General features: G+C 63.6%; 22 protein-coding genes. 12 read left to right on the top strand and 10 right to left on the bottom strand.

Features of this window, described 5'->3' with window-relative positions:
- Window positions 1–12 precede the first annotated feature (12 nt).
- Both KHO49_RS29365 and KHO49_RS29370 read left to right on the top strand, forming a co-directional pair.
- The gene (locus KHO49_RS29365) at window positions 13–1,518 is read left to right on the top strand and encodes a TolC family outer membrane protein (protein WP_213666352.1); all 1,506 of its coding nucleotides are present in this window, start codon (window positions 13–15) and stop codon (window positions 1,516–1,518) included.
- Between the two features lie 79 nt (window positions 1,519–1,597).
- Window positions 1,598–4,834, top strand: a complete 3,237-nt coding sequence (locus KHO49_RS29370) for a PAS domain-containing hybrid sensor histidine kinase/response regulator family protein (RefSeq protein ID WP_213666510.1) — start codon at window positions 1,598–1,600, stop codon at window positions 4,832–4,834.
- Here the strand turns inward: KHO49_RS29370 and KHO49_RS29375 are convergent.
- The 3 genes from KHO49_RS29375 to KHO49_RS29385 all read right to left on the bottom strand — a co-directional run bounded on the left by KHO49_RS29375 (window position 4,831) and on the right by KHO49_RS29385 (window position 8,430).
- On the bottom strand, window positions 4,831–5,748 hold the full coding sequence (locus tag KHO49_RS29375; protein ID WP_102879364.1) for a LysR family transcriptional regulator: 918 nt from the start codon (window positions 5,746–5,748) through the stop codon (window positions 4,831–4,833). The genes KHO49_RS29370 and KHO49_RS29375 overlap by 4 nt on opposite strands.
- A gap of 20 nt (window positions 5,749–5,768) precedes the next feature.
- Entirely contained in the window at window positions 5,769–6,749 is a 981-nt protein-coding gene (locus KHO49_RS29380; protein ID WP_213666353.1) for a response regulator, read from the bottom strand.
- A 226-nt stretch (window positions 6,750–6,975) separates the two neighbouring features.
- Window positions 6,976–8,430, bottom strand: a complete 1,455-nt coding sequence (locus KHO49_RS29385; RefSeq protein WP_213666354.1) for a TrkH family potassium uptake protein — start codon at window positions 8,428–8,430, stop codon at window positions 6,976–6,978.
- A 149-nt stretch (window positions 8,431–8,579) separates the two neighbouring features.
- On the opposite strand from KHO49_RS29385, the gene KHO49_RS29390 reads away from it, so the two are divergent.
- Together KHO49_RS29390 and KHO49_RS29395 are read left to right on the top strand one after the other, a co-directional pair.
- A complete protein-coding gene (locus tag KHO49_RS29390; RefSeq protein ID WP_123391144.1) occupies window positions 8,580–8,969 on the top strand; it encodes a DUF2946 domain-containing protein in 390 nt (129 codons plus the stop codon).
- Window positions 8,970–9,128: 159 nt separating this feature from the next.
- Window positions 9,129–9,710, top strand: coding sequence for a putative natural product biosynthesis protein (locus KHO49_RS29395; RefSeq protein WP_213666355.1), 582 nt, complete (start codon window positions 9,129–9,131; stop codon window positions 9,708–9,710).
- Between the two features lie 95 nt (window positions 9,711–9,805).
- Here the strand turns inward: KHO49_RS29395 and KHO49_RS29400 are convergent, their stop codons facing one another.
- Together KHO49_RS29400 and KHO49_RS29405 are read right to left on the bottom strand one after the other, a co-directional pair.
- The gene (locus KHO49_RS29400) at window positions 9,806–10,369 is read right to left on the bottom strand and encodes a fasciclin domain-containing protein (RefSeq protein ID WP_102879360.1); all 564 of its coding nucleotides are present in this window, start codon (window positions 10,367–10,369) and stop codon (window positions 9,806–9,808) included.
- Window positions 10,370–10,542: 173 nt separating this feature from the next.
- Window positions 10,543–10,833 carry a c-type cytochrome gene (locus KHO49_RS29405; protein WP_373634190.1) on the bottom strand — a complete coding sequence of 97 codons (291 nt, stop codon included), beginning with the start codon at window positions 10,831–10,833 and terminating at the stop codon, window positions 10,543–10,545.
- A 401-nt stretch (window positions 10,834–11,234) separates the two neighbouring features.
- Between KHO49_RS29405 and KHO49_RS29410 the strand changes: the two genes are divergently transcribed.
- From KHO49_RS29410 to mbnM, 8 genes are all read left to right on the top strand, one after another.
- Window positions 11,235–11,660, top strand: a complete 426-nt coding sequence (locus KHO49_RS29410; protein ID WP_102879358.1) for a DUF2946 family protein — start codon at window positions 11,235–11,237, stop codon at window positions 11,658–11,660.
- Window positions 11,661–11,732: 72 nt separating this feature from the next.
- Window positions 11,733–13,868 (top strand): TonB-dependent hemoglobin/transferrin/lactoferrin family receptor, encoded by a 2,136-nt coding sequence (locus KHO49_RS29415; RefSeq protein ID WP_213666356.1) that lies wholly within the window; start codon window positions 11,733–11,735, stop codon window positions 13,866–13,868.
- 16 nt (window positions 13,869–13,884) lie between these two features.
- Window positions 13,885–14,772 carry an MbnP family copper-binding protein gene (locus KHO49_RS29420; protein WP_213666357.1) on the top strand — a complete coding sequence of 296 codons (888 nt, stop codon included), beginning with the start codon at window positions 13,885–13,887 and terminating at the stop codon, window positions 14,770–14,772.
- Window positions 14,769–15,905 (top strand): methanobactin export MATE transporter MbnM, encoded by a 1,137-nt coding sequence (locus KHO49_RS29425; RefSeq protein ID WP_102879355.1) that lies wholly within the window; start codon window positions 14,769–14,771, stop codon window positions 15,903–15,905. Before KHO49_RS29420 ends, KHO49_RS29425 begins: the two co-directional genes overlap by 4 nt.
- Before the next feature lie 145 nt (window positions 15,906–16,050).
- Entirely contained in the window at window positions 16,051–16,146 is a 96-nt protein-coding gene (mbnA, locus tag KHO49_RS29430) for a methanobactin (protein WP_213666358.1), read from the top strand.
- Window positions 16,147–16,206: 60 nt separating this feature from the next.
- Window positions 16,207–17,019 carry a methanobactin biosynthesis protein MbnB gene (gene mbnB, locus KHO49_RS29435; RefSeq protein WP_123390851.1) on the top strand — a complete coding sequence of 271 codons (813 nt, stop codon included), beginning with the start codon at window positions 16,207–16,209 and terminating at the stop codon, window positions 17,017–17,019.
- Window positions 17,016–17,594 carry a methanobactin biosynthesis protein MbnC gene (mbnC, locus tag KHO49_RS29440; protein ID WP_102879353.1) on the top strand — a complete coding sequence of 193 codons (579 nt, stop codon included), beginning with the start codon at window positions 17,016–17,018 and terminating at the stop codon, window positions 17,592–17,594. Before mbnB ends, mbnC begins: the two co-directional genes overlap by 4 nt.
- On the top strand, window positions 17,581–18,936 hold the full coding sequence (mbnM, locus tag KHO49_RS29445) for a hypothetical protein (protein WP_123390850.1): 1,356 nt from the start codon (window positions 17,581–17,583) through the stop codon (window positions 18,934–18,936). The genes mbnC and mbnM overlap by 14 nt, the downstream gene beginning before the upstream one ends.
- On the opposite strand, the gene copC is transcribed toward mbnM, so the two are convergent.
- The 5 genes from copC to KHO49_RS29470 form a co-directional block, all read right to left on the bottom strand.
- Window positions 18,930–19,304: a copper homeostasis periplasmic binding protein CopC gene (gene copC, locus KHO49_RS29450; RefSeq protein WP_102879351.1), complete on the bottom strand. Its 375-nt coding sequence runs from the start codon at window positions 19,302–19,304 to the stop codon at window positions 18,930–18,932. The two genes, mbnM and copC, sit on opposite strands and share 7 nt — an antisense overlap.
- A 77-nt stretch (window positions 19,305–19,381) precedes the next feature.
- A complete protein-coding gene (locus tag KHO49_RS29455; protein ID WP_102880056.1) occupies window positions 19,382–21,472 on the bottom strand; it encodes a TonB-dependent receptor in 2,091 nt (696 codons plus the stop codon).
- Between the two features lie 357 nt (window positions 21,473–21,829).
- Complete coding sequence (locus KHO49_RS29460; RefSeq protein ID WP_213666359.1) at window positions 21,830–22,969, bottom strand: ABC transporter ATP-binding protein; 1,140 nt, start codon at window positions 22,967–22,969, stop codon at window positions 21,830–21,832.
- A 27-nt stretch (window positions 22,970–22,996) separates the two neighbouring features.
- The gene (locus KHO49_RS29465) at window positions 22,997–23,839 is read right to left on the bottom strand and encodes a carbohydrate ABC transporter permease (RefSeq protein ID WP_213666360.1); all 843 of its coding nucleotides are present in this window, start codon (window positions 23,837–23,839) and stop codon (window positions 22,997–22,999) included.
- A complete protein-coding gene (locus KHO49_RS29470; RefSeq protein WP_213666361.1) occupies window positions 23,836–24,798 on the bottom strand; it encodes a carbohydrate ABC transporter permease in 963 nt (320 codons plus the stop codon). The genes KHO49_RS29465 and KHO49_RS29470 overlap by 4 nt, the downstream gene beginning before the upstream one ends.
- Between the last annotated feature and the right edge of the window lie 16 nt (window positions 24,799–24,814).

Consider the following 24,814-nt stretch of genomic DNA (forward strand, 5'->3'; position numbering starts at 1 on the left):
TTAGATCCAACCATGAGCAAACCCATGAATTCGCGGCAGCGAGCCTTTGCCGGCTGGCTGCTTGTCGTCCCGCTGCTGGTGGCGCCCCTGGCGCAGGCGGTGCCATTGCCTCAGCAAGACCTGCCACAAGACTCAGCGCAGCATCCGCCACCCCCTATGTCACAACAGCGGCCCCAGGCGCTGCCCAGTGACCTGTGGCGGGTGTACCTGGATGCCCGGCAGAACAACAGCGAGCTGGCGGCGGCCCAGGCCGATCAGGCGGCCCGCGCCGAGGCAGTGCCCCAGGCCAGGGCCGGCCTGCTGCCCACGCTGTCCGCCAGCGCCGATCTGAATGCCACCCGCACCTCCCTGCAACAGCCGCGGCAGGACACCCGGCGCGGTGGCAGCAGTTATCAGGCGGTGCTGAACCAGCCAATATTCCGCGCCGATCGCTGGTTCACCCTCAAGGCCGCGCAAGCCGAAGACCAGCAGGCCCAGTTGGAGCTGGCCGCCGCCGAGCAGAAACTCATGTTCGACAGCGCCCAGGCCTATTTCGGCCTGCTCAAGGCCCAGGATGCCTTGGCGGCGGCCAAGGCCGAGGAAGCGGCGCTCAAGCGCCAGCAGCAACTGGCCGAGCGCGGCTTGCAACTGGGCCTGTCGGACCGCACCGATGTGCTGCAGGCCCAGGCCGGGCATGACACCGCGCGGGCCAACCGCATCGTCGCGCAGAAGCAGACCGACGATGCCTTCGAAGCCTTGGACACTCTGACGCATCAGCAGTACCAGGCGATCCAGGGGCTGCGCCACGACATGCCGGTGCTGTTGCCCGAACCCAACGACGCCCGGCGCTGGGTGGACACCGCCGTGCGCCAGAACCTGACCCTGCAGGCCAGCCAGTTCGCCCTGGAGGCGACACAGCAGACCCTGAGCGCGCGCAAGGCCGGGCACGCGCCGACCCTGGATGCGGTGCTGCGCTACCAGATCGGTGACAACGACAGCCTGGGTTACGGCAACAGCGACATCCGCGGCAATGGCTACGGCGGCAACGTCGAGCAGCGCACGGTCGGGCTGCAGTTGAATATTCCGCTGTTCAGCGGCGGCCAGACCCGCTCCCAGGTGCGCGAAGCCCACCAGCGGATGAACCAGCGCGAGTCCCTCAACGACGGCTTGCGACGTCAGGTCGTGGAGCAGACCCGCAACCTGCATCGTGGCCTCAACAGCGGTGTCGATCAGGTGCAGGCGCGGCGCCAGTCGATCATTTCCAACCAGGGCGCGGTGCTGGCCTCGCAGATGGGCTTTCAAGTCGGAACCCGCAATATCGTCGATGTGCTGGAGGCGCAGCGTCAGCTGTACAACGCCGTGCGCCAGTACAACAACAGCCGCTATGACTACATTCTCGACACCCTGCGGCTCAAGCAAGCGGTGGGAACCTTGTCGCCCCAGGACCTCAAGGCGCTTTGTGATTACCTCAAGGCCGACTACGATCCGGACCTGGATTTTCTGCCGCCGGAGTTTCCACGCCGGCTGGCAAAACGCTGACAGGGCCTGGCAAGGCACCGGGCCAGGGTTGGCGGGCATGGTTTTTTCAAGGTAAAGGGGCGAGCGGTTGTACGGGTTATTGGACTTCTTCGACAGTCACAAACGCTGCTGTTATGCCTTGGGTGTGGTGATCGCGGTCGGCGCCGCAGTGGCGTTGGGTAACTACTACCGGGTGCAGGTCGAAGACGTCTACCGGGCCAGCGTCCAGATGCAGACCCAGGAGCAGGCCCAGGACCTGGAACAATGGAAGTCCAACGGCTTTGCCATTGGCGCACTGTCGATCCTCGGGCGCCACAACCCCTGGCTCAAGCGCATCGTCCTGGAGCCTGCGCCCTCTGCCGAGCTGATGGAACGGGCCACCCAGCCGCTCAAGACCCTGTCCCTGGTGGTGGATGCCAACCATGCGTTTGTCCTCAACCGGGACGGGGTGGTGGTGGCCGCCTACGACCAGCAGGGACAGACGCCCCTGGGGCTGAATGTGGCCTTTCGTCCCTACTTCAAAGTGGCCCTCAATGGCGGCAGCAGTGTCTACGGCGCCATCAGCACCAGCACCGGCACGCGCATGTTCTACATGGCGGTGCCGATCTTCGAGTCGCGTACGCGCCAGGACAAGGTGATCGGGGTGCTGGTGGCGCGGTTTGACGCCGATACGCTCGATGCCAGCTTGAGCAAGCCGTACAGCGCCGATCTGCAGATGATCCTGTCCCCCAGTGGCGTGGTGCTGGCTGCCAGTTCCCCGGACTTGGTCCTCAAGTCCGACCGCGCCTGGCCCTGGAACCGCTTCACCGGGGAGATCCGCCGCCAGTTCGGCGACTATCGGTTTGCCAACGGGGTGCCCGAGCGCTTGCCCTTCGATGCCCACCAGCCGGTGGTCCGGCTGGACGGCCGGCGCTACAGCCTGTCCCGGGTGGATTTCGACTGGAATGACCCGAGCGGCCCCTGGACCCTGATCACCCTGGGCGACCTGGATGCACTGTTACCGGCGGAACAGGTGCTGCTGATCGAAGGAGTGAGTGCCCTGGTGTTCTTGCTGTTGCTGTGGGGCGGTCTGCGGCGTCTGGCCGATGCCCGGCGGCACAAGCGTGACGTGGCGCAGATCGAGCAGAGCGAACAGCGCCTGGACATGGCCCTGCAAAGCGGGGCCCTGGGGCTGTGGGACTGGAACCTGCGCCTGGGGACCGTCATCAACAACGATGTCTGGCTGCAGATTCTTGGCTACAGCAAACAGCAGATGGAACAGGCCTTCGGCCATGGCCTGGAGCGCTGGACCGCTCTGGTGCACCCGGATGACTACGCGCCGGTGATGGCCCGGCTCAAGGCGCACCTGAACGATGAAGTCGGCGAATACCGCGCCGAATACCGCATGCGCAACAAAGAGGGGCAATGGCTGTGGGTCATGGACATCGGCAAGATCATGCAGCGCGACGCCAGTGGCGCGCCGACGCGGGTCACCGGGGTGCTGCAGGACATCAGCGAGCGCAAGGCGGTGGAAGCGCAAATCCAGCAATCACGGCGCGATGCCGAGCGAGCGACCCAGGCCAAGTCGGAATTTCTCGACTGCATGTCCCATGAAATCCGCACGCCGCTGAACGCGATCATCGGCATGGCCCATCTGGTCCAGGACTTGCCGTTGGAGCCGGTGCAGCGCGACTACATCGAAAAGATCGACCGCGCGGCCAAGCACCTGATGGGCACCATCAACGGCGTGCTGGATCTGTCGAAGATCGAGGCCGGCAAGCTGAGCATGGAGCAAACCGGCTTTGACCTGCGGGAGCTGGTGGACGATGTGTTGCTGCTGGTTCGCCAGCGCGCAGAGGAAAAGGCGCTGCGGTTGCAGCTGGATATTCCGGCGTCACTGCCGCGCCGTTACGTCGGTGATCCACTGCGTCTGGCCCAGGTGCTGACCAACCTGGTGGACAACGCGATCAAGTTCACCGAGGCCGGCCATGTCTGTATCGGTGTGTGCCTGGTGCGCCAGTGGGATCATCAGGCCCTGCTGTGCTTCAGCGTCACCGACACCGGGGTAGGCATCAGCGACGAGCAGCAGGCCCGTTTGTTCAATGCCTTTGTCCAGGCCGACCGGACCATCAGTCGGCGTTACGGCGGCAGCGGCCTGGGGCTGACCATCTCGAAGAAAATCGTGCAACTGATGCAGGGCGATATCTGGGTCAATAGCCGGCTGGGGCAGGGCGCGACGTTCAAGTTCAGCGTGCAGCTGGGGCTGGCGCCGCCAGCGCTTGAGCAAGGGCACGCCTCAAGCGGCACTGCGCCTGCCGGGCCATCGATGGGCGACGTCGCGGGGCCGGGTCTGGTCAATGCCCCGGCCCGCTGGCTGGCGGGGAAACGGGTGCTGGTGGTCGAGGATAACCGTCTCAACCAGGAAGTGCTGCAGGGCCTGCTGCAGCGCGTCGGGGTCCAGGTGGTGCTGGCGGTCAATGGTGCCGAGGCCTTGCGCCTGTTGCTGGAGCAGGGGCATTTCGATGCCGTGCTGATGGATTGCCAGATGCCGGTCATGGACGGCTTCGACACCACGCGCAAGATTCGTGGCTACCCCCATTTGCAGTCCCTGCCGATCATTGCCGTGACCGCCAGTAATCAGACCGATGTGCAGGGCAGGGCGCTGGCGGCCGGCATGAGCGATCTGCTGAGCAAGCCCCTGGAGGTCGCGGCGTTCTATCGGACCCTGGTGCGCTGGATCGCAGCCACGGACATACCGCTCGCGCAGAGCGCAGCGCTGCCGGATGCAAGCGTCTTGACCTCGACCTACGAAGGAATCGACACCGCGCTGGGGCTGGCGGTGGTCAACCAGGACCTGGCTCTGCACCGCAAACTCTTGGTCGACTTTCGTGACGGCCAGCAGCAGGTCATCGAGCGCTTGTGGCACGCCCATGCCGCCGGGGACTTGGCCGCCATCGGCTTTCTGGCCCACAGCCTGCAGGGCAATGCCGGGAGCATCGGCGCCACGGCGGTCAAGGAGGCCGCTAGACAGCTTGAGGAACAGGCAGCCGGGCCAGCAGCACTGGGGCCGCTGATCGAGCATCTGGCGCAGTGCCTGGAGCCGGTACTGGCCGGCCTGGCGTCCCTGCCAGTGGCGAACGAGGATCTGGCAGCGCCGAGCCAGGGACTGGACGCGGAGCAGGTGCTGGCGCTGGAGCGGCTGGCCCAGCTGCTGCGCAAGCATAATGCCCAGGCCCTGGCGCTGATTGATGAGCTGTACGAGCAATACCCGTGCGGCCCGCTGCGGGCCATTCAAGAGCGGATCTACCGCTTGGAGTTCCAGCAGGCCCTTGACCTGCTAATGGACTTGCAGGGCTAGCGGCTGTTCTGGCTCAGGGCCTGATAGCGGGCCATGCGGTCAGTGCAGTGCTCGACCAGGCATTGATGCAAGGCGCGCAGCGACGAAGTGATCTGCGAGCGGTGCGATACCACCAGATTCAGCGGCGCAGGGTCCGATTGCCAGCCCGGCAGCAGCGCCAGCAAGCGACCGGCGAGCAGGTCCTCGACGACATTCAGCAGCGGCAGGTTGACCACGCCGTGGCCGGCCACGGCCCAGCGCCGTGCGGCATCGCCATCATCACAGCAAAAGTGCCCTTGCACCGGCACGTCCTCGACCTTGCCGGCGCCATGGAAACGCCAGCGACTCTCCGGGCGGCCGATGCTGTGACAGATGATGCATTCGTGTTCGCTCAACTGTTGCGGCGACTCAGGCTGGCCATGTTCCGCCAGGTAATCGGGCGCGGCGCAGGCAATGAAGTAATGCTGCTTGAGTACCGGCAGCTCGACCAGATCCAGCGCCTGGTTCTTGCCATAGCGCAACGCCGCATCGAAGCGGCCCTTGAGCAGGTCCTCTTGCTTGTCGCTCAGCGCCAGCTTGATGTACATGCGCGGCCGCTCATGCTTGAGCCGGGCGAGCATGTCCAGCAGCAAGTTGCGGCCCAGGTCGGAAGACACCGTGAGTTCCAGCATGCCGTCATCGTGGCGCAACGAGCGCTTGCCGTTGGCCAGGATCTTCAACGCGTGCTGGGCACTGTCCAGGTAGCGTGCGCCTTCGGGGGTGAGCTTCATGGTGCGAGTGGAGCGGGTGAACAGCCGCACCCCGAGGCGACTTTCCAGGCGCTTGAGCCCCAGGCTGGCGGCAGCCGGGGTGATCGACATGACGCGGGCAGCGGGGGACAGGCCCTGCAGCTCGGCGATCAGAATGAACAGCTCCAGATCCGCGAAGTTAGGCATTGGCCAGGCTCACCCTCCGTTCACCGGCCAAAAAAGGTCTGTGACGAACTGAGCAAGGCCGCCGACAGCGCCTGCGGGTCGCCGTCGATGCATTGCTCGAACCCGGGCTGGCGGTACAGCTGGCCCATGGCATGCGCATGCCGACTGTGGAGGTCCTCGGGCGCGCTCTGCAGCAGGCTCAGGTGGTAGTTCAGCGCCAGGGCAAACAGACGGGCCGAGAGTGGCAACTGCTCGCCGCTGGGCAGCTCCCCAGGGCCCTTGAGCAAGGCGTCGGCGTGGGTCATTTTCCAGGCGAGGTTGAGGATCGGATCTTCCGGCTCGGCGTGGGCGAGAATCTCTTCAATCAGCAGCCTGCTGTGGCCCAGGGCCTGATCGATGCGGCTGCCCGGCTGATTGAGGCCCATCAGCGCCAGGCAGGCGGCGCTGCGAAAGGCCGCGGGGTCGCGCCGGCTCAGGCTGCTGCGCAGCACAATCGACAGGCTGTCGAGCAGGGCTTGGAGACGGATCAGCGGATTGCCGGCCAGTTGCAGGGTCAATGCACTGACAAAACCGTCGCGCATGTCGCTGCCGGCGCAAGGCCCGGGCGCCGCTGGCAGGCCATGCAGGGGCTTGTTGCGGTAGCCCAGTTGCGTGGCCACCCGGGCCAGTACCACCGGCGGCGAAATCGGCTTGGCGATGTAATCGGCGGCGCCCAGCAGCAGCCCCAGGCGTTCATCTTCGACGCTGCTGCGCGAGGTGAGGAAAATCACCGGAATGGTTGCAGTCGCCGGGTCGCTCTTGAGCGCGCTGAGCACCTGGAAGCCGTCCATCTCAGGCATCAGGATGTCGAGAATGATCAGGTCGGGACTGGCGCTGCGCGCCAGGGCCAGGCCGCGCTCGCTGTTCTTCGCCAGCAGCACTTCATATTCGCTGGTCAAGGTTTTCGACAGCACGATCAACGACTGCGGATCATCGTCGATCGCCAGGAGGGTATAGGGCTTGGGAGCATGCTCTGCGGGCATGACGAGGGGCCTGAACAAAATAGGCCGGCAGTCTAACTTATTTGCGTTATGGGCTCCTAGCGTCCAGCTGCCGCAGTCGCTGCGCCCACGCTTCGGCCGGTACACAGGCCGGGCGCGGGGAGGGGATGCAAGACCGAGTATCAAGGCTTTTCGTACAAAGCCTAAGGATGGGACTGATGGTTGATAACCTGCGTCAGCTTCGCCAGGACGCCAGCAACCGCAGCATTCAATAGCGCCAGAAAACCGGAGTAATCAGTACCAGCACCGTCAGGATCTCCAGGCGCCCCAGAAGCATGCCGATGGTCAGCAGCCATTTCGCCGCATCAGGCAGCGATGAGAAGTTGCCGGCAGGCCCGATGATGCTGCCCAACCCGGGGCCGACGTTGCACACTGCGGTTGCAGCGCCGCTCAGTGCCGTCGTCCAGTCCAGGCCGATCAGGCCAAGCCCCAGGGCCAGTAGTGCGATGGTGATGGTGAAGAAGAACGAGAACGTCAGCAGCGAGCGCACAATATCCTCGTCGATGGGATGGCCGTTGTACTTTTTCTGAATCACCGCCCGTGGGTGAATCAACTGCTTCAGACTGCTGATCAGCAGACTTGCAGCGACCTGGAAACGGAAAATCTTCAAACCACCAGCCGTGGAGCCCGAGCAGCCGCCGACAAAGGTCAGGTAAAAGAACAGCAACACTGCAAAACTACCCCACGTGGTGTAGTCACCCACGGCGATGCCGGTGGTGGTGACCACTGACGTCACATTGATCGCCACAATCCGCAGTGCATCCCACCATCCGTAATCGCTGTGCCAGGACAGCCAGGTTCCCACCGCCAGGGAGATGACGATGAGGAAACCCAGGAAGCCACGGACCTGATGATCCTTCAACAGTGCACGCCGATTGCCTCGCAACGTCGCCACATAGAGCGTGAAGGGCAGGCTGCCTAGGATCATGATGACCACCGCGATCCAGTGTATGGCCGGTTGAGTCCAATGTCCGAGCGAAGCATCGGAAGTCGAAAAACCTCCAGTTGAAATCAGTGACATGGCGTGATTGACCGCTTCGAAAGGCGTCATCCCGGCAATCCACAGCGCCAGGGTTGCCAAGCCGGTGAGCCCCAGATAGACCAGCAGGATCGACTTGGCTGCGACGTGGGAGCGAGGCGCAACCTTTTCCGACCAGTCCGAGGATTCGGTCTGGAACAAGCGCATGCCCCCGACCCGCAACAATGGCAGCACCGCCACGGCCATGCCGATGAAACCGATACCGCCCAGCCAGTGCAGCATGGAGCGCCAGATCAGCAGACCAGGCGAGGCCGAGTCCAGCCCGGTAAGGACGGTCGAGCCTGTGGTCGTGATACCCGACATCGTTTCAAAGAAGGCATCGGTGTAGCTGATGTGGTGAATGAACACCATGGGCAATGCGGCAAAGATACACACAACCAGCCAACTGCCCGTGGTCAGCAGGTACATGTCGCGGGGCCGCAGTTGAGTGCTTTTGGCGCTGCGTTGCACAACCAGCAACAGGCCCGTGACAAAGGTAATCATGCTGGACCAGAGGAACGCGGACAGCTCCTCGTTGCGGTCATGGATCAGTAACGTGATCATCGGAATAGCCATGCTGATGGCCAGGGTGATCAGAAAAATACCCAAGATGAAACCGATAAGCCGCATTGCCGCGATTGACATAAAAACCAGCCTGCTGAGTGATAACCGCGCAGCATCGGATATCTGTGCCTGGAGCGCTATAAAGTTTCAGTAAATATTTGCCGGGAGGGCGCTCGCGCCATTGAAGTCCTGCTTCGCCCGTTGTGTTGTTCGATGTTAAAGTCGCCGCCATGAAATTGTCCCGCCCCGACCGTTCGCTCATTGCCTGGACCCTGTATTTTTGTGTCCTGTTCAATGTGTTCGCCTGCGGTTTGGGGCACGGCCAGATGATGGGCTTTGCCCTCAACGGCGTGGGCGGGCAGTTCTGCTCCTCCCTGGGCAGCAAGGCCCCGGTGCAGACATCCGACTTCAGCGATCAGAGCGCCAGTACCTGGGCCGGCAGTTTTTCCTGCCCGGTCTGTTCGGGAGCCGCGCTCAGTCTGGTTCTGCTGTTTTGCCTGAGCTGGCTGCTGCGTATCGGCCAGCTCAGGCGCCGTGCGCTTGAACCGCGCTGCAAGGCGCCCCCGCGCTATTCCTGGCCATCAGCCAACCCCAGGGCTTCTCCCCACGCTTGCGCATGACCTTTGTTATTCGCACGTCCCCCGGTCAATGGGCCGAGGACGTGTGCATGGTTATGGCTGAGATGGAAAGGAGCACGAGATGCCTCGAATCATTCAAGGTTGGCAACAGCGCCTGCTGCCCGTAGCCCGCAAAGCGGGCAAGCGCCGCTGGAGGCTGACATGCGCGCACTAGCAATCCCTTCTGGCGCCTCCCGTCTGGTGAGTAAAAGCACACGGGTAAACAACCACGGCGACTTTCTGCTGCCGTTTCCCGATTACCCGAGCAACGCCCGCAGCTTCGTGCACCTGGATGCGCGCCTGCTGCCGTACTGGCACACCCTGTTCGATGTCTGTCCGGGGCTGCTCAAGCTTGATCCTCCGGATGGCTTGAATATCTTCCGCGGGTTCATGACCTGGGCCTATCGCAATCATCCGCCACTGAACTGGACCTATTACCTGAGCGTGTGCCGCTGGCTGCTGGGTTCACGCTACCAAGCGCGGATCAACGAGGAGCATGTAGAGGCGTTCATGAGCGCAGCGGCTGCGCGCTGGATCAACACCGACGACAGTCAGGCACGCGGCCTGGTGCTGGCCTGGCGCGATTCACCGGACTGGGTGTTTGACTGGAAGGTGGCGTCGCGTTCGGTGCCGGCGGTCAATGGCGAGCCGGAAGAATATCCGCCGGTGCCTTGGGACTTTGCCTGGTGCCCGTTAAGTGGCAAGGGGGGCTCGGGTTTCCGGCGCTGGTTGCCGATTCCCTGAGCCCGGCATCGGTCCAACGCCTTGCGGTGCTTGCTGAGCGGCCTTGGCGCAAGCGCTGACTCCCGGCAGACGCAAGGTCTGCCGGGGGCCTTGCATTACTGCGGCAGCAGCACGCTGTCCACCACATGAATCACCCCATTGGACTGCATGACATCGGCGATGCTGATCGCGGCCTTGGCGCCTTTGGCATCGATGACCCAGAGCTTGCCTTCATAGGGTTTGACGGTCAGCGCTTCGCCCTGGACGGTCTTGAGCGTGACCTGTCCGCCATTTTGCTTGGCCTCGGCCATCAGTTGCCCGGCGGTTTGGGTTCCGGGCACCACATGGTAGGTCAGGATCTTCGTCAGGTCGGCCTTGTGCTCAGGCTTGACCAGGGTCTCGACCGTGCCGGCCGGCAGCTTGGCGAACGCCTCGTTGGTGGGCGCAAACACAGTGAACGGGCCTTTGCTGTTGAGGGTGTCCACCAGCCCCGCGGCCTTGACCGCCGTGACCAGGGTGGTGTGGTCCTTGGAGTTGACCGCGTTCTCCACGATGGTTTTGCTGGGGTACATCGCAGCGCCACCGACCATCACCGTATCGGCGGCGAAAGCGCTGAGGGGGGCAGCGACGGAGAATACGGCGAAGCAGACAGCGGCCAGGCGTTTGCTAAAGGTTTGCATGATGCAGCTCCTCGATTATTCGGCCCTCCTGATGAGGGTGCTGAATGTACGGTGCGCATCGGCAAACGGATGCAGCGCTGGCCGATTTTTGTGACCAGCGCTCGGTCAAGCGACTCTGAAGCGCCTGCCCAGGCTGCGCTGCAAGCGCAGAACAGGGCAGGGCGCGCGGCGCCTTACTTCGACATCCAACTGATCACCGCTTGGTAATCCTCGGCGCTGCAATCCATGCACAAGCCACGGGGCGGCATGGCATTGAAGCCTTCGGTCACGTGCTTGACCAATACGTCAGTGCCTTGAGCCAGGCGCGGCTTCCAGGCTTCCTGATCGCCTTTTTTCGGCGCCATGGGCAACTGCCCGCTGTGGCAGGCGGTGCAGGCGCGGTTGAACACTGCCTGTGGGTCCTGGGCGGCGTGAGCACTGGTGAATGCGAGTAAACAGGCGGCAGCCAATAGGGTCTTCATGATGGTCCTCATCGTGTTCTTATCATCAGGTTGTCGCGCATCCGCGCGGTCGAGGCAGTGTAGAGAGGGGATTTTTACGCCCATACTGCGACAGCCTGCCGCAGGTGCTGGCAGCCAGCGCTCAGTTGAGCGATCCACCTGAAGAGGGCAGTCGGCCTGTGGCAGGTTGTCGCACGTCAGGCTGGCAAAGCCTGCGTGCTACATTGCCGGCCGACGGGATGCTTTCTCTAGGCAGGGTTACATCACGTCACTGAGTGCCGGTGTTTCGCGAGGAGCCCGGCACTCTTTTGCAGATTTCACGGGTCGGGCCTGGCAGGCATCGACGCTAACGATCAGGCACTCAAGCACGGAACATGCCCCTTCACCGGGCATCGCTGATACACCCAAACGGCAGGGACACTTGCATGATCTTCAACCGGCACCGGCGACACGCTAGGCCCACGCTCGACCTGCTGGTCTGCCTGTTGGCCATGGTCTTGCAGGCGGTGACCTGGGCCAGCATGCCGATGCCCGTCGCGGGCTCCAGCGCCAGCGATGAGTGGCTGCTGGTGTGCACCGCCCAAGGCATGCAGCGCGTGTCCCTTGCCGAGTTCCAGGCCCGCGCCGGCCAGGATCAGGATCAGAATCAGGATGACAGCCAGGGGCTGGGGGCTGCCCAAGGTTGTGCCCTGTGCCCCTTTGTCGGTGGTGTGGCGCTGCAGCCGGCCTGGTCTTTGCTGTCGGCAGATGGCGGTGACCATGGGGTCCCAAGCGCGCCTGCAGATACCCGTCCTCCCGTCAGCAAGAGCTACGACACCTCCCAGGCCAGGGCGCCGCCGGCCATCGGCTGATCGCCTGTCATCACGCCAGCCCTGAAGTTGTAGGCCTGGCGCACTTTCGTGATCACCTTTGGACGTCCTGTCATGTCTGCTATGACCCCGGTAGCGGCCGCCTTGCGCGTTGCCGAACCTTTTGCCGTGCATTCTTTTCATCACACTGGCGCCGCCCATGGCGGGCCGGGCCGGCGCCGCTGGCCATTGTCGCTGCTGACGATTTCCTGCGCGCTGGCCATCAACAGCGCTTATGGACAAGCTTCGGCCTCGGACGAGGCCACGTCGCCTTTCGCCCTGGACACCACCACCATCACCGCAACCCGCACCGCCAACAGTGGGTTTGCGCTGCCGGCGTCGGTGTCGGTTGTCGATCGCCAGCAACTCGATGACGCCCAGGTCAATACCCTGGCGACGGCCCTGCGCACCCTGCCCAACGTGAACTACGGCGGTGGCCCCCGGGCCGCCGCGCAAAGTCCGGCGATCCGCGGCCTGCAGGGACCGCGGATCATCCTCACCGTGGATGGCGCGCGGCGTAACAATGACGGTGGGGTCAACACACCGCTGCTGATCGATCCGGACCTGATCCGGCAGATCGACGTGGTCCGTGGGCCAATGTCCGCCGCTTATGGCAGCGGCGGGCTGGGCGGGGTGATGGCCATCGAGACGCTCAATGCCGACGACATTCTTGACCCGGGCCAAAGCAGTGGTGGCCGGATCAAGGCCGGTTATCGCAGCGCCAACCGCGAGTCGTCGAGCAACCTGACCCTGGCCGCGCGCGGGGATCGGGCGGATGTTCTGGCCAGCGGCACCTACCGTGACTACGGCACCATTCATACCGGGGCCAGCGGCGCCGACGCCCAGTACCCCAATGACGGCCAGCTCAAGAGTGGCCTGCTCAAGACCCGTTTCTCGCCCAACGAGCTGAACCATTTCGAGCTGGGTTACCAGCGCTTTGCCGACGAGATGGTCGGCCCAACCAACCCTGGCGGCAACCTGCTGTTTCCGTTCTCGCAGAAACTCCAGCGTGAACAGGAGCAGTACAACGCCAGCTGGGCCTTCGAGGATGCCGAGCAGCGTTTGCTGGATGGCAAGCTGGCGGTTTACCAGACGCGCTTCACCCTCGACGGCGACAGCCGTTCGGTGCCACGCCAACCCACCACCGCGACCCAGACCAAGACCCTGGGCGCCAGCCTGCAGAACACCAGCCGCATCGAGGTGGGGAGCGGTTCGCACCATCGTGTGACCTACGGCGTGGACGGTTACCGCGACACCAACGAAAACGCCTCCGACGGTCAGTCCAACAGCGTGTTGCCCAATGGCCAGATGCGCGCCCTGGGTGGTTTTGTTCAGGATGAGATGGCCTTTCTCGACGACTGGACCCTGATTGCCGCCCTGCGCCATGACGACTATCGCCTGACATCCCCCGGCCAGGACGACTCCAGCCACAGCCGGCTTTCGCCCAAGGTGGCGCTCAAGTATCAGCCCTGGGAATTCCTCGGGGTGTTCGTCAGCTACGGCGAGGCGTTCCGCGCGCCCACCATGACCGAGATGTTCGGCAACCTGAACACTCGCCGGGCGCTGTTCAATTTTCGCCCCAATCCCGGCCTCAAGCCGGAAACCAGCAAGACCCGGGAGGTCGGTACCACGCTGGCGTTCGATGACCTGCTGGCCGGGGGCGACAGCCTACGGGCCAAGGTCACCTACTTTCGCGAAGACGTCGACGACCTGATCGATCAGCAGGTGGTCGGCCGTTATGCGCGCCAGGCGCCGTTTGCCGGCACCGGGATGATCTTCCAGCGGGTCAACGTGGCCCAGGCCGAGCGCCATGGCGGCGAGGCGCAACTGAGCTACCAATGGCAGCGCCTGTCCCTGGGCGCCGGCTATTCGCGGCTGCGCTCGCGCAATGCCGACACCGGGGCGCAGTTGTATGCACCGCCGGACAAGTTGGTGCTCGGCGGCCAATACCGCCTGGATGAGCACTGGTCCCTGAACTACCAGGGCCAGTACGTCTGGGCCCAGGACTACGACGCCACCGAGCTGCGGCGGCGCAAGGGCTACGTGATCCACGACATCGGAGGTGCCTTCGAGTACCGCCAATACCGCGCCGATCTGGGCGTCAGCAACCTGTTCGACAAGGCCTACAGCACTTATCAGCAGTCGTTGGCCAACACCTTTACCTATGAAGAAGGCCGCAGCGTGAACCTCACGCTGAGCGCGCGTTTCTGACCTCGGGAGCTTCACGATGGGTTATTTGACTTCACGCCTTGCCCTGATCGCCCTGGCCGGCCTGGCCGGGTGCGCCGCTAAGGAACCAGTGCCCCCTGCCGAGCAGGCGGTCACTGTGGATTTCGCCCTGGTGGCCGGCGCTCAGCCGGTGAAATGCGGCCAACCCTTTGGCCCACTGGGCCGCGACCGCAAGAGGCTGTCGCTGCACGATGCGCGCTTCTATCTACAGGACGTGGCCCTGATCGACGCGGCGGGCCAGCGGGTGCCCCTGCGCCTGGATATCAATGACTGGCAGGACGCCCAGGTGGCCTTGCTCGACTTCGAAGACGGCAGTGGGCATTGCGCAGGTGGCACGCCAGGCACCCACACCCAGGTATCCGGCCACGTACCACCCGGGCACTATCGGGGTCTGAGCCTGACCCTGGGCGTGCCGGAGGCGTTGAACCACACCAGCACCGAACTGCAGGGCGCGCCCCTGGACCTGGCCGCCATGGGCTGGAGCTGGCAGGCCGGGCGCAAGTTCATCAAGGTCGAGGTCGATCCTGTCGGCGGCGTGACCAAGGTCGACGGCGCCAGGGCCAACACTTGGTACCTGCACCTGGGCGCCACTGGCTGCAACGGCAACCCGGTGACCGGTGAGACGGTGGCGTGCCAGCGGGCCAACCGCATTTCCCTGACGCTGCCGGACTTCGACCCGGCCAGGCAGCAGGTGGCTCTGGACCTGGCGGCGTTGTTCCAGGACAGCACGCTAGGCGAAGACCGGGGCGCGGCAGTGGGCTGCATGAGCGGCCCGAGCGATCCGGAGTGCGTGACCCTGTTCCCGCGCCTGGGCCTGGATTTGAACAGTGGCCAGCCTGTGCAACCCGGGCATTCGCCGGTTTTTGCGGCGCGCGCAAAGCCATGAAGGGCAGGGGCGGATACCGGCTCGCAGGGCTGCTGCTGAGCGTGCTGGTGGCCTGGCCGGTGGCTGCGCAGGACTGGCACTGGCAACTGCCGTCCCATGTGCCGGAACCGCGGGTGCCAGCGGATAACCCGATGTCGGCGGTCAAGGTCGAGCTGGGTCGGCGGCTGTTCTATGACCCGCGACTGTCGGCCACGGGCAACCGCTCCTGCAGCGCTTGCCACCTGCAGGAGCGGGCCTTCAGCGACGGTCGCGCGCTGTCGGTGGGCGACACCGGGGAACTGACTCACCGCAATGCCCCTGGGCTGGCCAACAGTGCCTGGAACGCCACCTATAACTGGGCGGCGCCGGCCATCGTCAGCCTGGAGCGACAGATGGAAGTCCCGCTGTTTGGCGACGACCCGATCGAGATGGGGGTCAATGACGGCAATCGCCAGCAGATCCTCGCGCGACTGGCGGCCGATCCGCTGTACCCGCCGCTGTTCCGCCAGGCCTTCGCCGATCAGCCGCAGCCGTTGAGCATGGCCTCGGTGATCCGGGCGATCTCGGCCTTCGAGCGTTCCATCGTCTCGGTGGACAGCCGTTATGACCGCTACCTGCAGGGCCGCGAGCAACTAAGCGAGAGCGAGCAGCGGGGCATGGCGCTGTTCTTTGGCGAGCGCGCCGAATGCCATCACTGTCACGGCAGCTTCAATTTCAACGATCAGGTGGTGCATGCCCGCAGCCGGGTGGTGGACACCCCGTTTCACAACACCGGGCTGTACAACATCGACGGCGCCGGCGGCTTTCCCTTCCCCAATCGCGGGCTCTATGAAAGCACCGGCAAGCCCGAGGACATGGGCGCCTTTCGTGCCCCGAGCCTGCGCAACGTCGAGGTCACCGGGCCCTATATGCACGACGGCAGCCTGGCCACGCTGGAAGCGGTGATCGACTTCTACTCCGAGGGTGGTCGCTTGATCGCCAGCGGCCCGCAGCAGGGCGATGGGCGCCTGAACCCGCACAAGAGTGGGCTGATTGCGCGCATCGATTTCACCGCGCAAGAGAAGCGCGACCTGCTGGCCTTTCTCAAGGCCCTGACCGACGACTCGCTGCTCCATGACCCGCGCTGGCAAGACCCATGGAAGCGCCGGCCTTGATCCGATCCCCATCACCACGCTCGTTCCCGCCGGGAGCAAGGAGGCTGCTCGTAAGAAAACCACCCGCTGCACCGCGTTACCTCAACGGCGAATTCGCCAAACCGCGGGCGCTTGTGCCCGCTCATTCATGCAAGGAGCAATACCCATGAGCATCAAGATCGCTAAAAAACACAGCCTGCACATCGCCGGTCGCGCCGGGGCCTGCTGCGCCTCGTGCTGTGCCCCGGTAGGCGTTAACTAAAAGCCTTCCCGCCACGTGCCCGGCGTGCGTGGCGGGTCTTGAGCAAGGAGGTGCAGGACCATGCGTATCGGCTTCAACTACACCCTGGGAGACACCGCGCCCCTGGTACGAAAGCTGCTGGAGGCCGGTCACATCGACTATGTCGAGCTGTTGATCGACAACTTTCTGGCCGTGCCCATCGACGAACTGGAGGCTGGCTTTGCCGCGCCGGTGGGCTTTCACATCATGTTTTCCAAGTTCATTGAAAACGACACGCCGGCCCTTGAAAGCCTGGCCCGACGTTTGCGTGAGCTGATCGAGCGCTTGCGGCCGCTGTATGTGTCCGATCACGTGGCGCGCTTCAGTCATGACGGGCGTCAGCTGTATCACCTGGCGGAAATCGACTATGTGGGCGATTACCCGCAGGTGCGCGAGCGCGTCGACTGGTGGCAGCAGCAATTGGGTTGTCAGCTGCTGCTGGAGAACTACCCGTCGATCATGGACGGTGGCCACGACGCCCCGGCCTTTCATGAACGGCTCTATCGCGATACCGGCGCGGGGGTGTTGTTCGACGCCTCCAATGCGGTCTGTGCTCACCTCAACTGCGGCGTGCCCCTGGAGGCCTGGGAGGGCGTGATTGAACACTCATCGCACTTTCATACCGCCGGCTACAACCTGTCGATCCTGCAGCCGCATTTGATTCTCGACACCCATGATCAGGTGCTTTCCGAGGCCACCCTGGGGTTCTTGCAACGCTATCGCGGGCTGTTCGACGGTCCCGATGCAACGCTGACCTACGAACGCGACGGCCGTTTCGACGAGGCCGAAATCATCGGCGACCTGCAACGGCTGCGGGGCATTTTTCCCTCGTCGCCTGTGGAGCCGCGGACATGAAGACCGAGCACCCATTGCCCAGGACCGACAAGCAGCTGCTGCATGCCTTGAGCGTGCCGCAACGCCAGGGCGATTACCCCCGTGACTCCCGGGCCTTCGTACGCATCGACAGCAGCCTGCGGGTCTACTGGCACACCCTGTTCGATATCTGCCCGGGCTTGCTGGAGCTGTCCGGGCCGGACGGGCTGGCGATCTTTCGCCCATTCATGAGCTGGGCGGCGCAGCAGCGGCTGTCGCTGAACTGGACCTATTACCTGTGGCTGGATGTCTGGTTGCAGCAATCGGCCTTTGCCCGGCAAGTGACTCCGGCCCTGCGCTACCAACTGATGGGCGCCTCGGCGGCGCGCTGGGCCACCGGTGACCGCAGCGAGGCCAACGGCATCTTCCTCGCCGCCGCGGACCTGCCGGATCTGGTCTGTGGCTGGAAAACCCAGACCCTGGAAGGCGCCAGGGACATCGAGCAGATCGAGCTGGCCGAACCACTGCCGGCACCAGAGGCCGCCTTTGGCTATTTCACGGTGCACAGCCGGCATCTGCAAGACGGCTTTCCCGGTTGGACCGATGTCCCGCGTTGAACAGCGGGACAGGCCAGCGCTGACGGTACGCGGCAGGGCGTTCTGGGCCGGCTTTGCGGCCCTGGTGCTGGCCTTCGCGGTAGCGCAGATGCTGGCCCAGATCGACCTCGGCATGCTGGCGCACCAGGCCCCGGGCATGCCGGCGGCCTACGTGATGCTGGCGCGTCTGGCGCTGCTCGATCTGCTGGCCAGCATGGCGCTGGGATCGGTGGTTTCGGTCCAGGTCGCCCGAGCGCTCCGCGAGGGGCGAGCGGGGCCGGTGATACGTGGTGCATTGACGCTGGCGGCAATCCTCGGGCTGCTACTGAGCCTTGTCGGCTTGCTGGCCTATCCGCCGCTGGCGGCCAGCCTCAGCGCTGACGATGCCGCACTGCGAGCACTGCTGCTCAGCGCCATTCCCTGGTTCGCGGCGACGGCGCCGTTGCGCCTGCTCAATGGCTGCGCGGCGTTCATCCTGCACGCCTCGCAACAGGGGCCGCTGGTGGTGCGCTGGAAACTCTGGGAGCTGCTGGCCAAGGTGGTGCTCAACCTGTTGTTCATCGAGTGTCTGGGGTTTGGCTTCGCCGGTTGCTTCATGGCATCGCTGCTGATGCACCTGGGTTCCTGCGTCTGGGTGCTGTGGCGCTTGCAGCCGCTGATGGGGCGTGGGCGCTGGCTGCCCGCAGCGGACTGGGCCAGAGCGGTGCTGCGTCAGAGCACCTGGGAAGGGCTGCGACTGCTGTCCATGCAACTGCTGGGGCTGATGACCCTGGTGCTGTTCGCGGCGCCGCAGATTGCCCCGGTCGATACCCAGCGTCTGGATGCCTTCGCGGCCGCAAGCTTTCTGGCGCTGTTGGTGTTTGCGCCGTTGGTGGCGCTGATCCGCTTTCTGGCCATGCGCTTTGCCGGCCTGGCCCCGCACGAGGTGTCGCGACTGCTCAAGCAGCTGTTGCGCCTGGGGGTGCCGGGCATGGCATTGCTGGGTGGACTACTGATTCTGCTCGGCCCCTGGTTGGGGCAATGGGTGTATGCCCAGCAGGGCAGGTGGTGGAGCAGCTTTGTGCTGATGCTGGGGGTGTCGCTGCCGGTCCGTTTGGCCACCAATGCGTTGCGCGCGGCTTTGCAGAGCCTGGGTGAGTTTGTCGTCATTGCCAAGGTGGATGCGCTGCTGGGATGGGCGGTTGGCCTGCCGCTCCTGGTGCTCGGGTTGCGCCTGGACATACCCGTCGTTGCCTATGGTTATGTGCTGGTGCCGGAAGCGCTGGCCCTGCTTTGGCTGGCCAGGCGCATTCAATGCATTTGTGCAACGAGCCCGCCCCCCGGCGGGCTCTGTGAAGCCATGCGCGGTGACAGGGTTCAATGACCGACGGTGAAACCGTAGGCGCCATCACTCTTGTGGGTGTCAACCGACACCGCATGCCATTCAACCTTGTACTCGCCGGGCGCCAGTGGCTGTTGTGGGGTGACGATCAGGGTTTTCTGATCGCCCGCAGCGTTGGCAATGCTCTTGATCGCCACGTCCGTGCCCGCGCTGCTGACCTTGACCTGGGTGAACTGGGCTTCGACGCCTTCGGAAAACACCAGGCGCAACTCCTTCGGCGCGCTGACGGTGGCGTCGGCGGCCGGGGTTTCGCTCTTCAGATGAGCATGGGCGAACGCCGAACCGGCGCTGGTCAGGGAGGCCAGCAGGGCCAGGGTGGTGAGGATTTTTTTCGAACCGTAGGCGGTCATGGGCAGTGCCTCTTGTCAGGGGTGGGTATAGATGCGTGGGGCAACCCGGACGACTGGCGCCCGGGCGGGGTGGTTGATCAGAAGTCCAGGGTGATACCGGTATAGAGTGCGCGACCATCGCCCGGCGAATGCAGCGAAGCCTTGGCGCCGTCCGGGTCGTACCAGACGTATTCGTAGTAGCGGTTGGTGAGGTTCTTCAACTGCAGGTCGACACTCACTGACTCAGTGACCTTGTAGGTGGCGCCGAGGTTCATCAGCACGTAACCGCCATAGGTGCCCTGGGTGTTTTCCCGCTCCAGGTAATAGTGGGTCTGGCCGTTCATCCAGGCAGTCAGTTGCAGGGCAGGGGTCAGGTGGTAGCTGACCCCCGCGTTGTACAGGTGATGGGGAATGTGATCGATTTCCTGGCCCTGGCTGTTGGGCAAGGTGGCACTGGGCTTGAGGATTTTCGAGTACTGCCAGGAATAGGCCAGCCACAGGTCGGTGCGTTCGTCGGGGCGCAGGTTGAGTTGCAGGTCGTAACCCCAGCGCCGGGTTTCGCCGACGTTGTCCGACTCGCCACTGGGGTCGTTGAGCCGGCGGCTGACTTCGCCACTGGCATCCTGCCGCCAGTAAGCCACTCGGCCGTCAACCCAATCGGTTGGGGTGAACTTGACCCCGGTTTCCCAGCCTTCGTTGATCGACGGCGCCAGGTCGGTGTCGCGGGGCGGGATCTTGTAAGCCGCCGCGCCGGTGCCGACCTGAAAGGTGCGGCCCCAGTTGGCGTACAGACTGGCCACGGTCCAGGGCGAATACACCACGCTGAGTTTGGGTTGCTTGATCAGCCCGTAGTCGTTGATGTCGTAGTCCAGGCCGGTCATTTGGTTAGTGAAGTCGCCCTGGATCTTGTCCACCCGGTAGGCCGGCACGATCTTCAGCGACTCGAACGGCTTGATCTCGGCCTGCACGTAAGCGCCGTAGGTGTCGAAGTCGAACTGCTGATCCCGGGTCTGGGCCAGGCGTGCGCGGTTCTGGGTACGGTAACGCTCGCTGCGGTTTTGTTGCTGTTGCACATCCGCGCCGCCTTCCAGCGCAAAGGCGTAGAGCCAGCTGACTTGCGGGCGCCAGGTCAGGGAGGTGAGGGCGCCGTACTGGGTTTCGTAGGTGTCGCGCTCCTGCTGGGAGCTGGTGCGCCAGTACTGGGTCCAGCGCCGGTCATCAAAGGTGTTGACGTAGGTCTTGGCCGACCAGGCCAGGGTGTCGGCCAGGTCCGTGTCCAGATGCAGACTGAGCTGATTCATGCGCCGCGTGCCTTTGTCCGTGGCGTTGTAGCTGTTGCTCATGGTCGGGTGCTGGCGAGCATCGCTCTGGCTCAGGTAACCCGGCTCCTGAGCCTCGGTTTCGTAGTGCCGGGCGATCAGGCCGAGACGGTAGCTGCCGTCGTCCGGTGTGTAGAACCATTTGCCGGACAGGGAGAATTTGTCCGCTTGAGCATGGTCGCGATAGCCATCGGCCTTCTGGTAGGCGAAGAAGTAGTTCTGGGTCCAGTTGCTGCCCTCGATGCCCTTGGCCAGTTGGGTTTCCTGGGTATTGAAACTGCCGTAGCGCAGGCGGGCCTTGGTGTAGTCGCCGCTGCTGCGAGTGAGCATGTTGACGTTGCCGGCGATGTTGTTCAGGCCGTAACGGGCATCGCTGGTGCCGCGCACCACTTCGATGCTGTCCAGCTCCATGGGGAAGATCATGTCCATGAACGGCATGTTGCCGTCGTTGCTGTTGCTCGGGATGCCGTCGATCAGCAGCTTGACCGCGTTGACCTCACCCTCGCCGTTGAATCCGCGAAAGGAGATCTTGCCGGAGGTGGTGCCCTGGTTGAACTCCGTAAGCATCACCCCCGGTGCGCGGCTGAACAGCTCCCAACTGTAGTTGACCGGCATTTTTTCCAGGATGTCGCTGCCCAGGATGTCCACCGAACTGAGCACACTGCGGGTACTCAAGGGGCCGCTGCTTTCGGCATCGCCGCCCTGGACGGTGACAGTGCCCAGGGTCAGGGTCGAGTTCTCGACCTTGGGCGTTTCAGCCAGGGCGGCAGACAGCGGGCTCAGGGCCAGCAGACCGCAGCTCAGCAGCGGCCAGAGGGCAGGGGAGACGGACACAGTCTTTGCCCGAGGCAAAGCAACACGAACAGGCATGAGCATAAGCAACTTCCAGACAGCCAGGTTTTCCCTGGGGCACAAATCGCCGGCCGAACCGCTACGCCGGCTGGGGAAAGGAGATGGGGGCGGTGATGGGGGCTTATTGTCCGCGGGCCAGGATCGAAAGTCTTGCCGGGGGCTGCAGGACCTACATGCGACAGGCTGCCGCAGGTTGTTTCCTGCTTGCGCAGACGTTTCCTACAACCCCCAGTTGCGGCGGTGGCCGCTCTGGCCCCTGGTACGGGGAGCCGGCACTGCGGCGAACCGTCGCAGCTGTCATGTACTGCAACCCCCGTTTTCGTCAAACACCTCGACGGAGGAGCGACGGGGCGTTCACGCTATTCAAAGACAAGGTCATAGGGCGCGGGCAGAGCGCAGAGAGACGTCATTCGGCAGGTTTTCAACGGCTTGTGGGTGGCGCCTCAAGGCCGTGCCGTCGGCGTCGAACAGATGCAGGTTGTCGACTTCCAGCTGCAGTTCGACCCGATCACCCGCCTGCCATCCGGCGCTCACCTCACAACGACAGACCAGAGGCTCGTCCTGACCCGTTTCGAGGTGCACATAGGTTTCGCTGCCCAGGTATTCGACCCCGGTCACGACGATGCCGGCGGCTCCCTCAGCCGCTTTGAGGGAAATGTGCTCCGGGCGAATCCCCAGGCTCAGCGGCGTGTCTGCCGCCAGGTTCGAGCTGTCGAAGGGCAGGGAGCGCATGCCCCAAACGGGGGTGTCGACCAGGCTGGTTTGGCCAGGTGTATGCAGGTGCGCCGCCAGAAAGTTCATTCTGGGCGAGCCGAGAAAGCCGGCGACGAAGCGACTGGCCGGACGTTCATAGAGTTCGCGCGGTGAACCGACCTGCTCTACGCGACCGCCATTGAGCACGACAATTTTGTCGGCCAGGGTCATGGCTTCCACCTGATCGTGGGTGACGTAGATGATGGTCGAGCCCAGTCGAGCATGCAGGCGGGCGATCTCGTTGCGCATCTGCACCCGCAAGGACGCATCCAGGTTGGAAAGCGGCTCATCGAACAACAAGATGTCCGGTTCCCGCGCCATGGCTCTGCCCATGGCCACGCGCTGACGCTGCCCTCCAGACAGTTCTTTGGGCTTGCGTTGCAGCAGTTTGTCCAATTGCAGGATGTGCGCGGTTTTCAGCACCCGCTCGCGCAAGCTGCTCTTTTCAGTCTTGGCCAGTTTGAGACCAAAACTGATGTTGTCGTAGACGCTCATGTGCGGGTACAGCGCATAGGACTGAAATACCATGCCGACGCCACGCTCGCGCGGCTCCAGGTCGTTGACCCGTCGCCCATCGATCAGCAGGTCGCCGGCGCAGATCGAATCCAGTCCTGCGACCAGTCGCAGCAGGGTCGACTTTCCACAGCCAGAAGGGCCGACGAAGACCACGAATTCGCCCGCAGCGATCTCCAGGCTGACATCACGAAGAATCCGCACGCCGCCCAATTGTTTGTTCACGTTATCTAGCTTCAGTTTGATCACGATGCTGTTCCTTGTAGTTGTTGGGCATCAACCCTTTAACGCGCCGGCCGTGAGACCGGAAACAATTCGGCGCTGGAAGATCAGCACCAGAATCACCAGGGGAACGGTGACCAGCACGGATGCGGCCATCAACAGTCCCCAAGGCAGCTCGTGGGGACTCCCGCCGGAAATCAGGGCGATGGCGACCGGCACCGTGCGCTGGGTGTCTGTGAGGGTGAAGGTCAGGGCAAACAGGAACTCGTTCCACGCGGCGATAAAGGCCAATAAGCCAGTGGTGACCAGTGCCGGCCAGAGCAGCGGCAGCAGCACACGAGTCAGCGCGACCCAGGGCGAAGCGCCATCCATGATTGCCGCTTCCTCCAGTTCGTGAGGGAGCTGCCCCATGAACGTGGTCAGCACCCAGACAGTGAAGGGCAGGGTGAAAATGGTGTAGCTCAGGATCAACGCCCAAGAGGTGTTGTACAGACCCAGGGCGCGGATCACTTCGAACAGCCCCGACAGTACAGCGACCTGGGGAAACATCGACACGCCGAGAACCATCATCAATACCGTGCCGCGCCCACGGAACTTCACCCTTCCCAAGGCATAGGCGGCCGTCACACTGAGGAACAGCGCCAGGGTCACCACGCACAGTGCGACCATCAGCGAGTTACCGATCGCCCGCAGGAATGAGGCTTGGTGAAGTACCGCCGCGTAGTGGGAGAAGTCGGGGCTGTCGATCCAGTAGCTGACTGCGAACAAGGCACTGGACGGCTTGAGTGAAGTCACGATGGCGTAATAGAAAGGGAAGACCGCATACAGCAACAGCACCCCGATCAGGCACCAGAATCCGCAGCGCAACAGCGCTTTTTTGAGGAGACGCGGGCTCATGCTCGAACCTCCATCTGACGGCGTCCGAGGTACAGGTAAAGCGTGGCGATTAGCGCAACGACCAGAAACAGCAGAGTCGAGGCCGCGCTGCCATAGCCAACATCCTGGAACTCCACCAGGTGTTGGCGGGCATAGACCGACATGCTCATGGTGCTGGACGAATTTGAGGTCAGCACATAGATGACATCGAATACCCGCAGGGAGTCGAGGATGCGGAAAATCGCGGCCACCAGCAATGCCGGCATCAACAGTGGAAGCGTGACGCGCCAGAACACTTTCAGCGGATGAATCCCATCGACCCTGGCGGCTTCGTAGCAATCGCTCGGCAACATCTGCAAGGCCGCCAGCATCAGCAGCGTGACAAAAGGCAAGGTCTTCCAGACGTCGACGATGATCACTGCCCACATCGACAGATCCGCATCTGCGGTCCAGGCCAGAGGCGCGTCTATCAGCCCGAGGCTCAGCATCAGGTGATTGATGATGCCGAACTGGTCATTGAGCATCCATGACCAGATCTTGGCTGAGACAATGGTAGGAATCGCCCATGGAATCAGGATCAGCGCACGCACCAGGGAACGGCCTGTGAACTGGATGTTCAGCAGCAACGCCACCAGCAGCCCCAGGACGACTTCCAGTCCCACCGACACCAGGGTGAAATACAACGTGTTGCGCACAGCGTTCCACCACTGTGGATCGACCAGGATGCCCGACCAGTTGGAACCGTCGTGGAACAGATAATTGCTCAAGCCGACAAAGGTGCCGCCAGCGGTGTCCGCCAGGTTGGCGTCGGTCAGGCTGAACCAGAATGTGCGCAACAGCGGCCAGGCCGCCACCAGGGCCAGACACAGCAGCATTGGTGTCAGAAACAGCCATGCGGCGCGTACTCGGCGACGCTGTAGGGGCGTCTCCCGGGTGAGCAGGAGCGCGTCACTGGAGACGTGGTTAGTAGAGACAGACATGGTGATTTCCTTCCCT

Source organism: Pseudomonas sp. RC4D1 (assembly GCF_018390395.1).
Taxonomy (GTDB): Bacteria; Pseudomonadota; Gammaproteobacteria; order Pseudomonadales; family Pseudomonadaceae; genus Aquipseudomonas; species Aquipseudomonas danubii.

Bases quoted from the DNA above. Each gene is read 5' to 3' on its own strand.
- KHO49_RS29365 (WP_213666352.1), top strand. From the start codon at position 13: ATGAGCAAACCCATGAATTCGCGGCAGCGAGCCTTTGCCGGCTGGCTG.
- KHO49_RS29375 (WP_102879364.1), bottom strand. From the start codon at position 5,748: ATGCCTAACTTCGCGGATCTGGAGCTGTTCATTCTGATCGCCGAGCTG.
- KHO49_RS29380 (WP_213666353.1), bottom strand. From the start codon at position 6,749: ATGCCCGCAGAGCATGCTCCCAAGCCCTATACCCTCCTGGCGATCGAC.
- KHO49_RS29385 (WP_213666354.1), bottom strand. From the start codon at position 8,430: ATGTCAATCGCGGCAATGCGGCTTATCGGTTTCATCTTGGGTATTTTT.
- KHO49_RS29390 (WP_123391144.1), top strand. From the start codon at position 8,580: ATGAAATTGTCCCGCCCCGACCGTTCGCTCATTGCCTGGACCCTGTAT.
- KHO49_RS29395 (WP_213666355.1), top strand. From the start codon at position 9,129: ATGCGCGCACTAGCAATCCCTTCTGGCGCCTCCCGTCTGGTGAGTAAA.
- KHO49_RS29400 (WP_102879360.1), bottom strand. From the start codon at position 10,369: ATGCAAACCTTTAGCAAACGCCTGGCCGCTGTCTGCTTCGCCGTATTC.
- KHO49_RS29410 (WP_102879358.1), top strand. From the start codon at position 11,235: ATGATCTTCAACCGGCACCGGCGACACGCTAGGCCCACGCTCGACCTG.
- KHO49_RS29415 (WP_213666356.1), top strand. From the start codon at position 11,733: ATGTCTGCTATGACCCCGGTAGCGGCCGCCTTGCGCGTTGCCGAACCT.
- KHO49_RS29420 (WP_213666357.1), top strand. From the start codon at position 13,885: ATGGGTTATTTGACTTCACGCCTTGCCCTGATCGCCCTGGCCGGCCTG.
- KHO49_RS29425 (WP_102879355.1), top strand. From the start codon at position 14,769: ATGAAGGGCAGGGGCGGATACCGGCTCGCAGGGCTGCTGCTGAGCGTG.
- mbnA (WP_213666358.1), top strand. From the start codon at position 16,051: ATGAGCATCAAGATCGCTAAAAAACACAGCCTGCACATCGCCGGTCGC.
- mbnB (WP_123390851.1), top strand. From the start codon at position 16,207: ATGCGTATCGGCTTCAACTACACCCTGGGAGACACCGCGCCCCTGGTA.
- mbnC (WP_102879353.1), top strand. From the start codon at position 17,016: ATGAAGACCGAGCACCCATTGCCCAGGACCGACAAGCAGCTGCTGCAT.
- mbnM (WP_123390850.1), top strand. From the start codon at position 17,581: ATGTCCCGCGTTGAACAGCGGGACAGGCCAGCGCTGACGGTACGCGGC.
- copC (WP_102879351.1), bottom strand. From the start codon at position 19,304: ATGACCGCCTACGGTTCGAAAAAAATCCTCACCACCCTGGCCCTGCTG.
- KHO49_RS29455 (WP_102880056.1), bottom strand. From the start codon at position 21,472: ATGCCTGTTCGTGTTGCTTTGCCTCGGGCAAAGACTGTGTCCGTCTCC.
- KHO49_RS29465 (WP_213666360.1), bottom strand. From the start codon at position 23,839: ATGAGCCCGCGTCTCCTCAAAAAAGCGCTGTTGCGCTGCGGATTCTGG.
- KHO49_RS29470 (WP_213666361.1), bottom strand. From the start codon at position 24,798: ATGTCTGTCTCTACTAACCACGTCTCCAGTGACGCGCTCCTGCTCACC.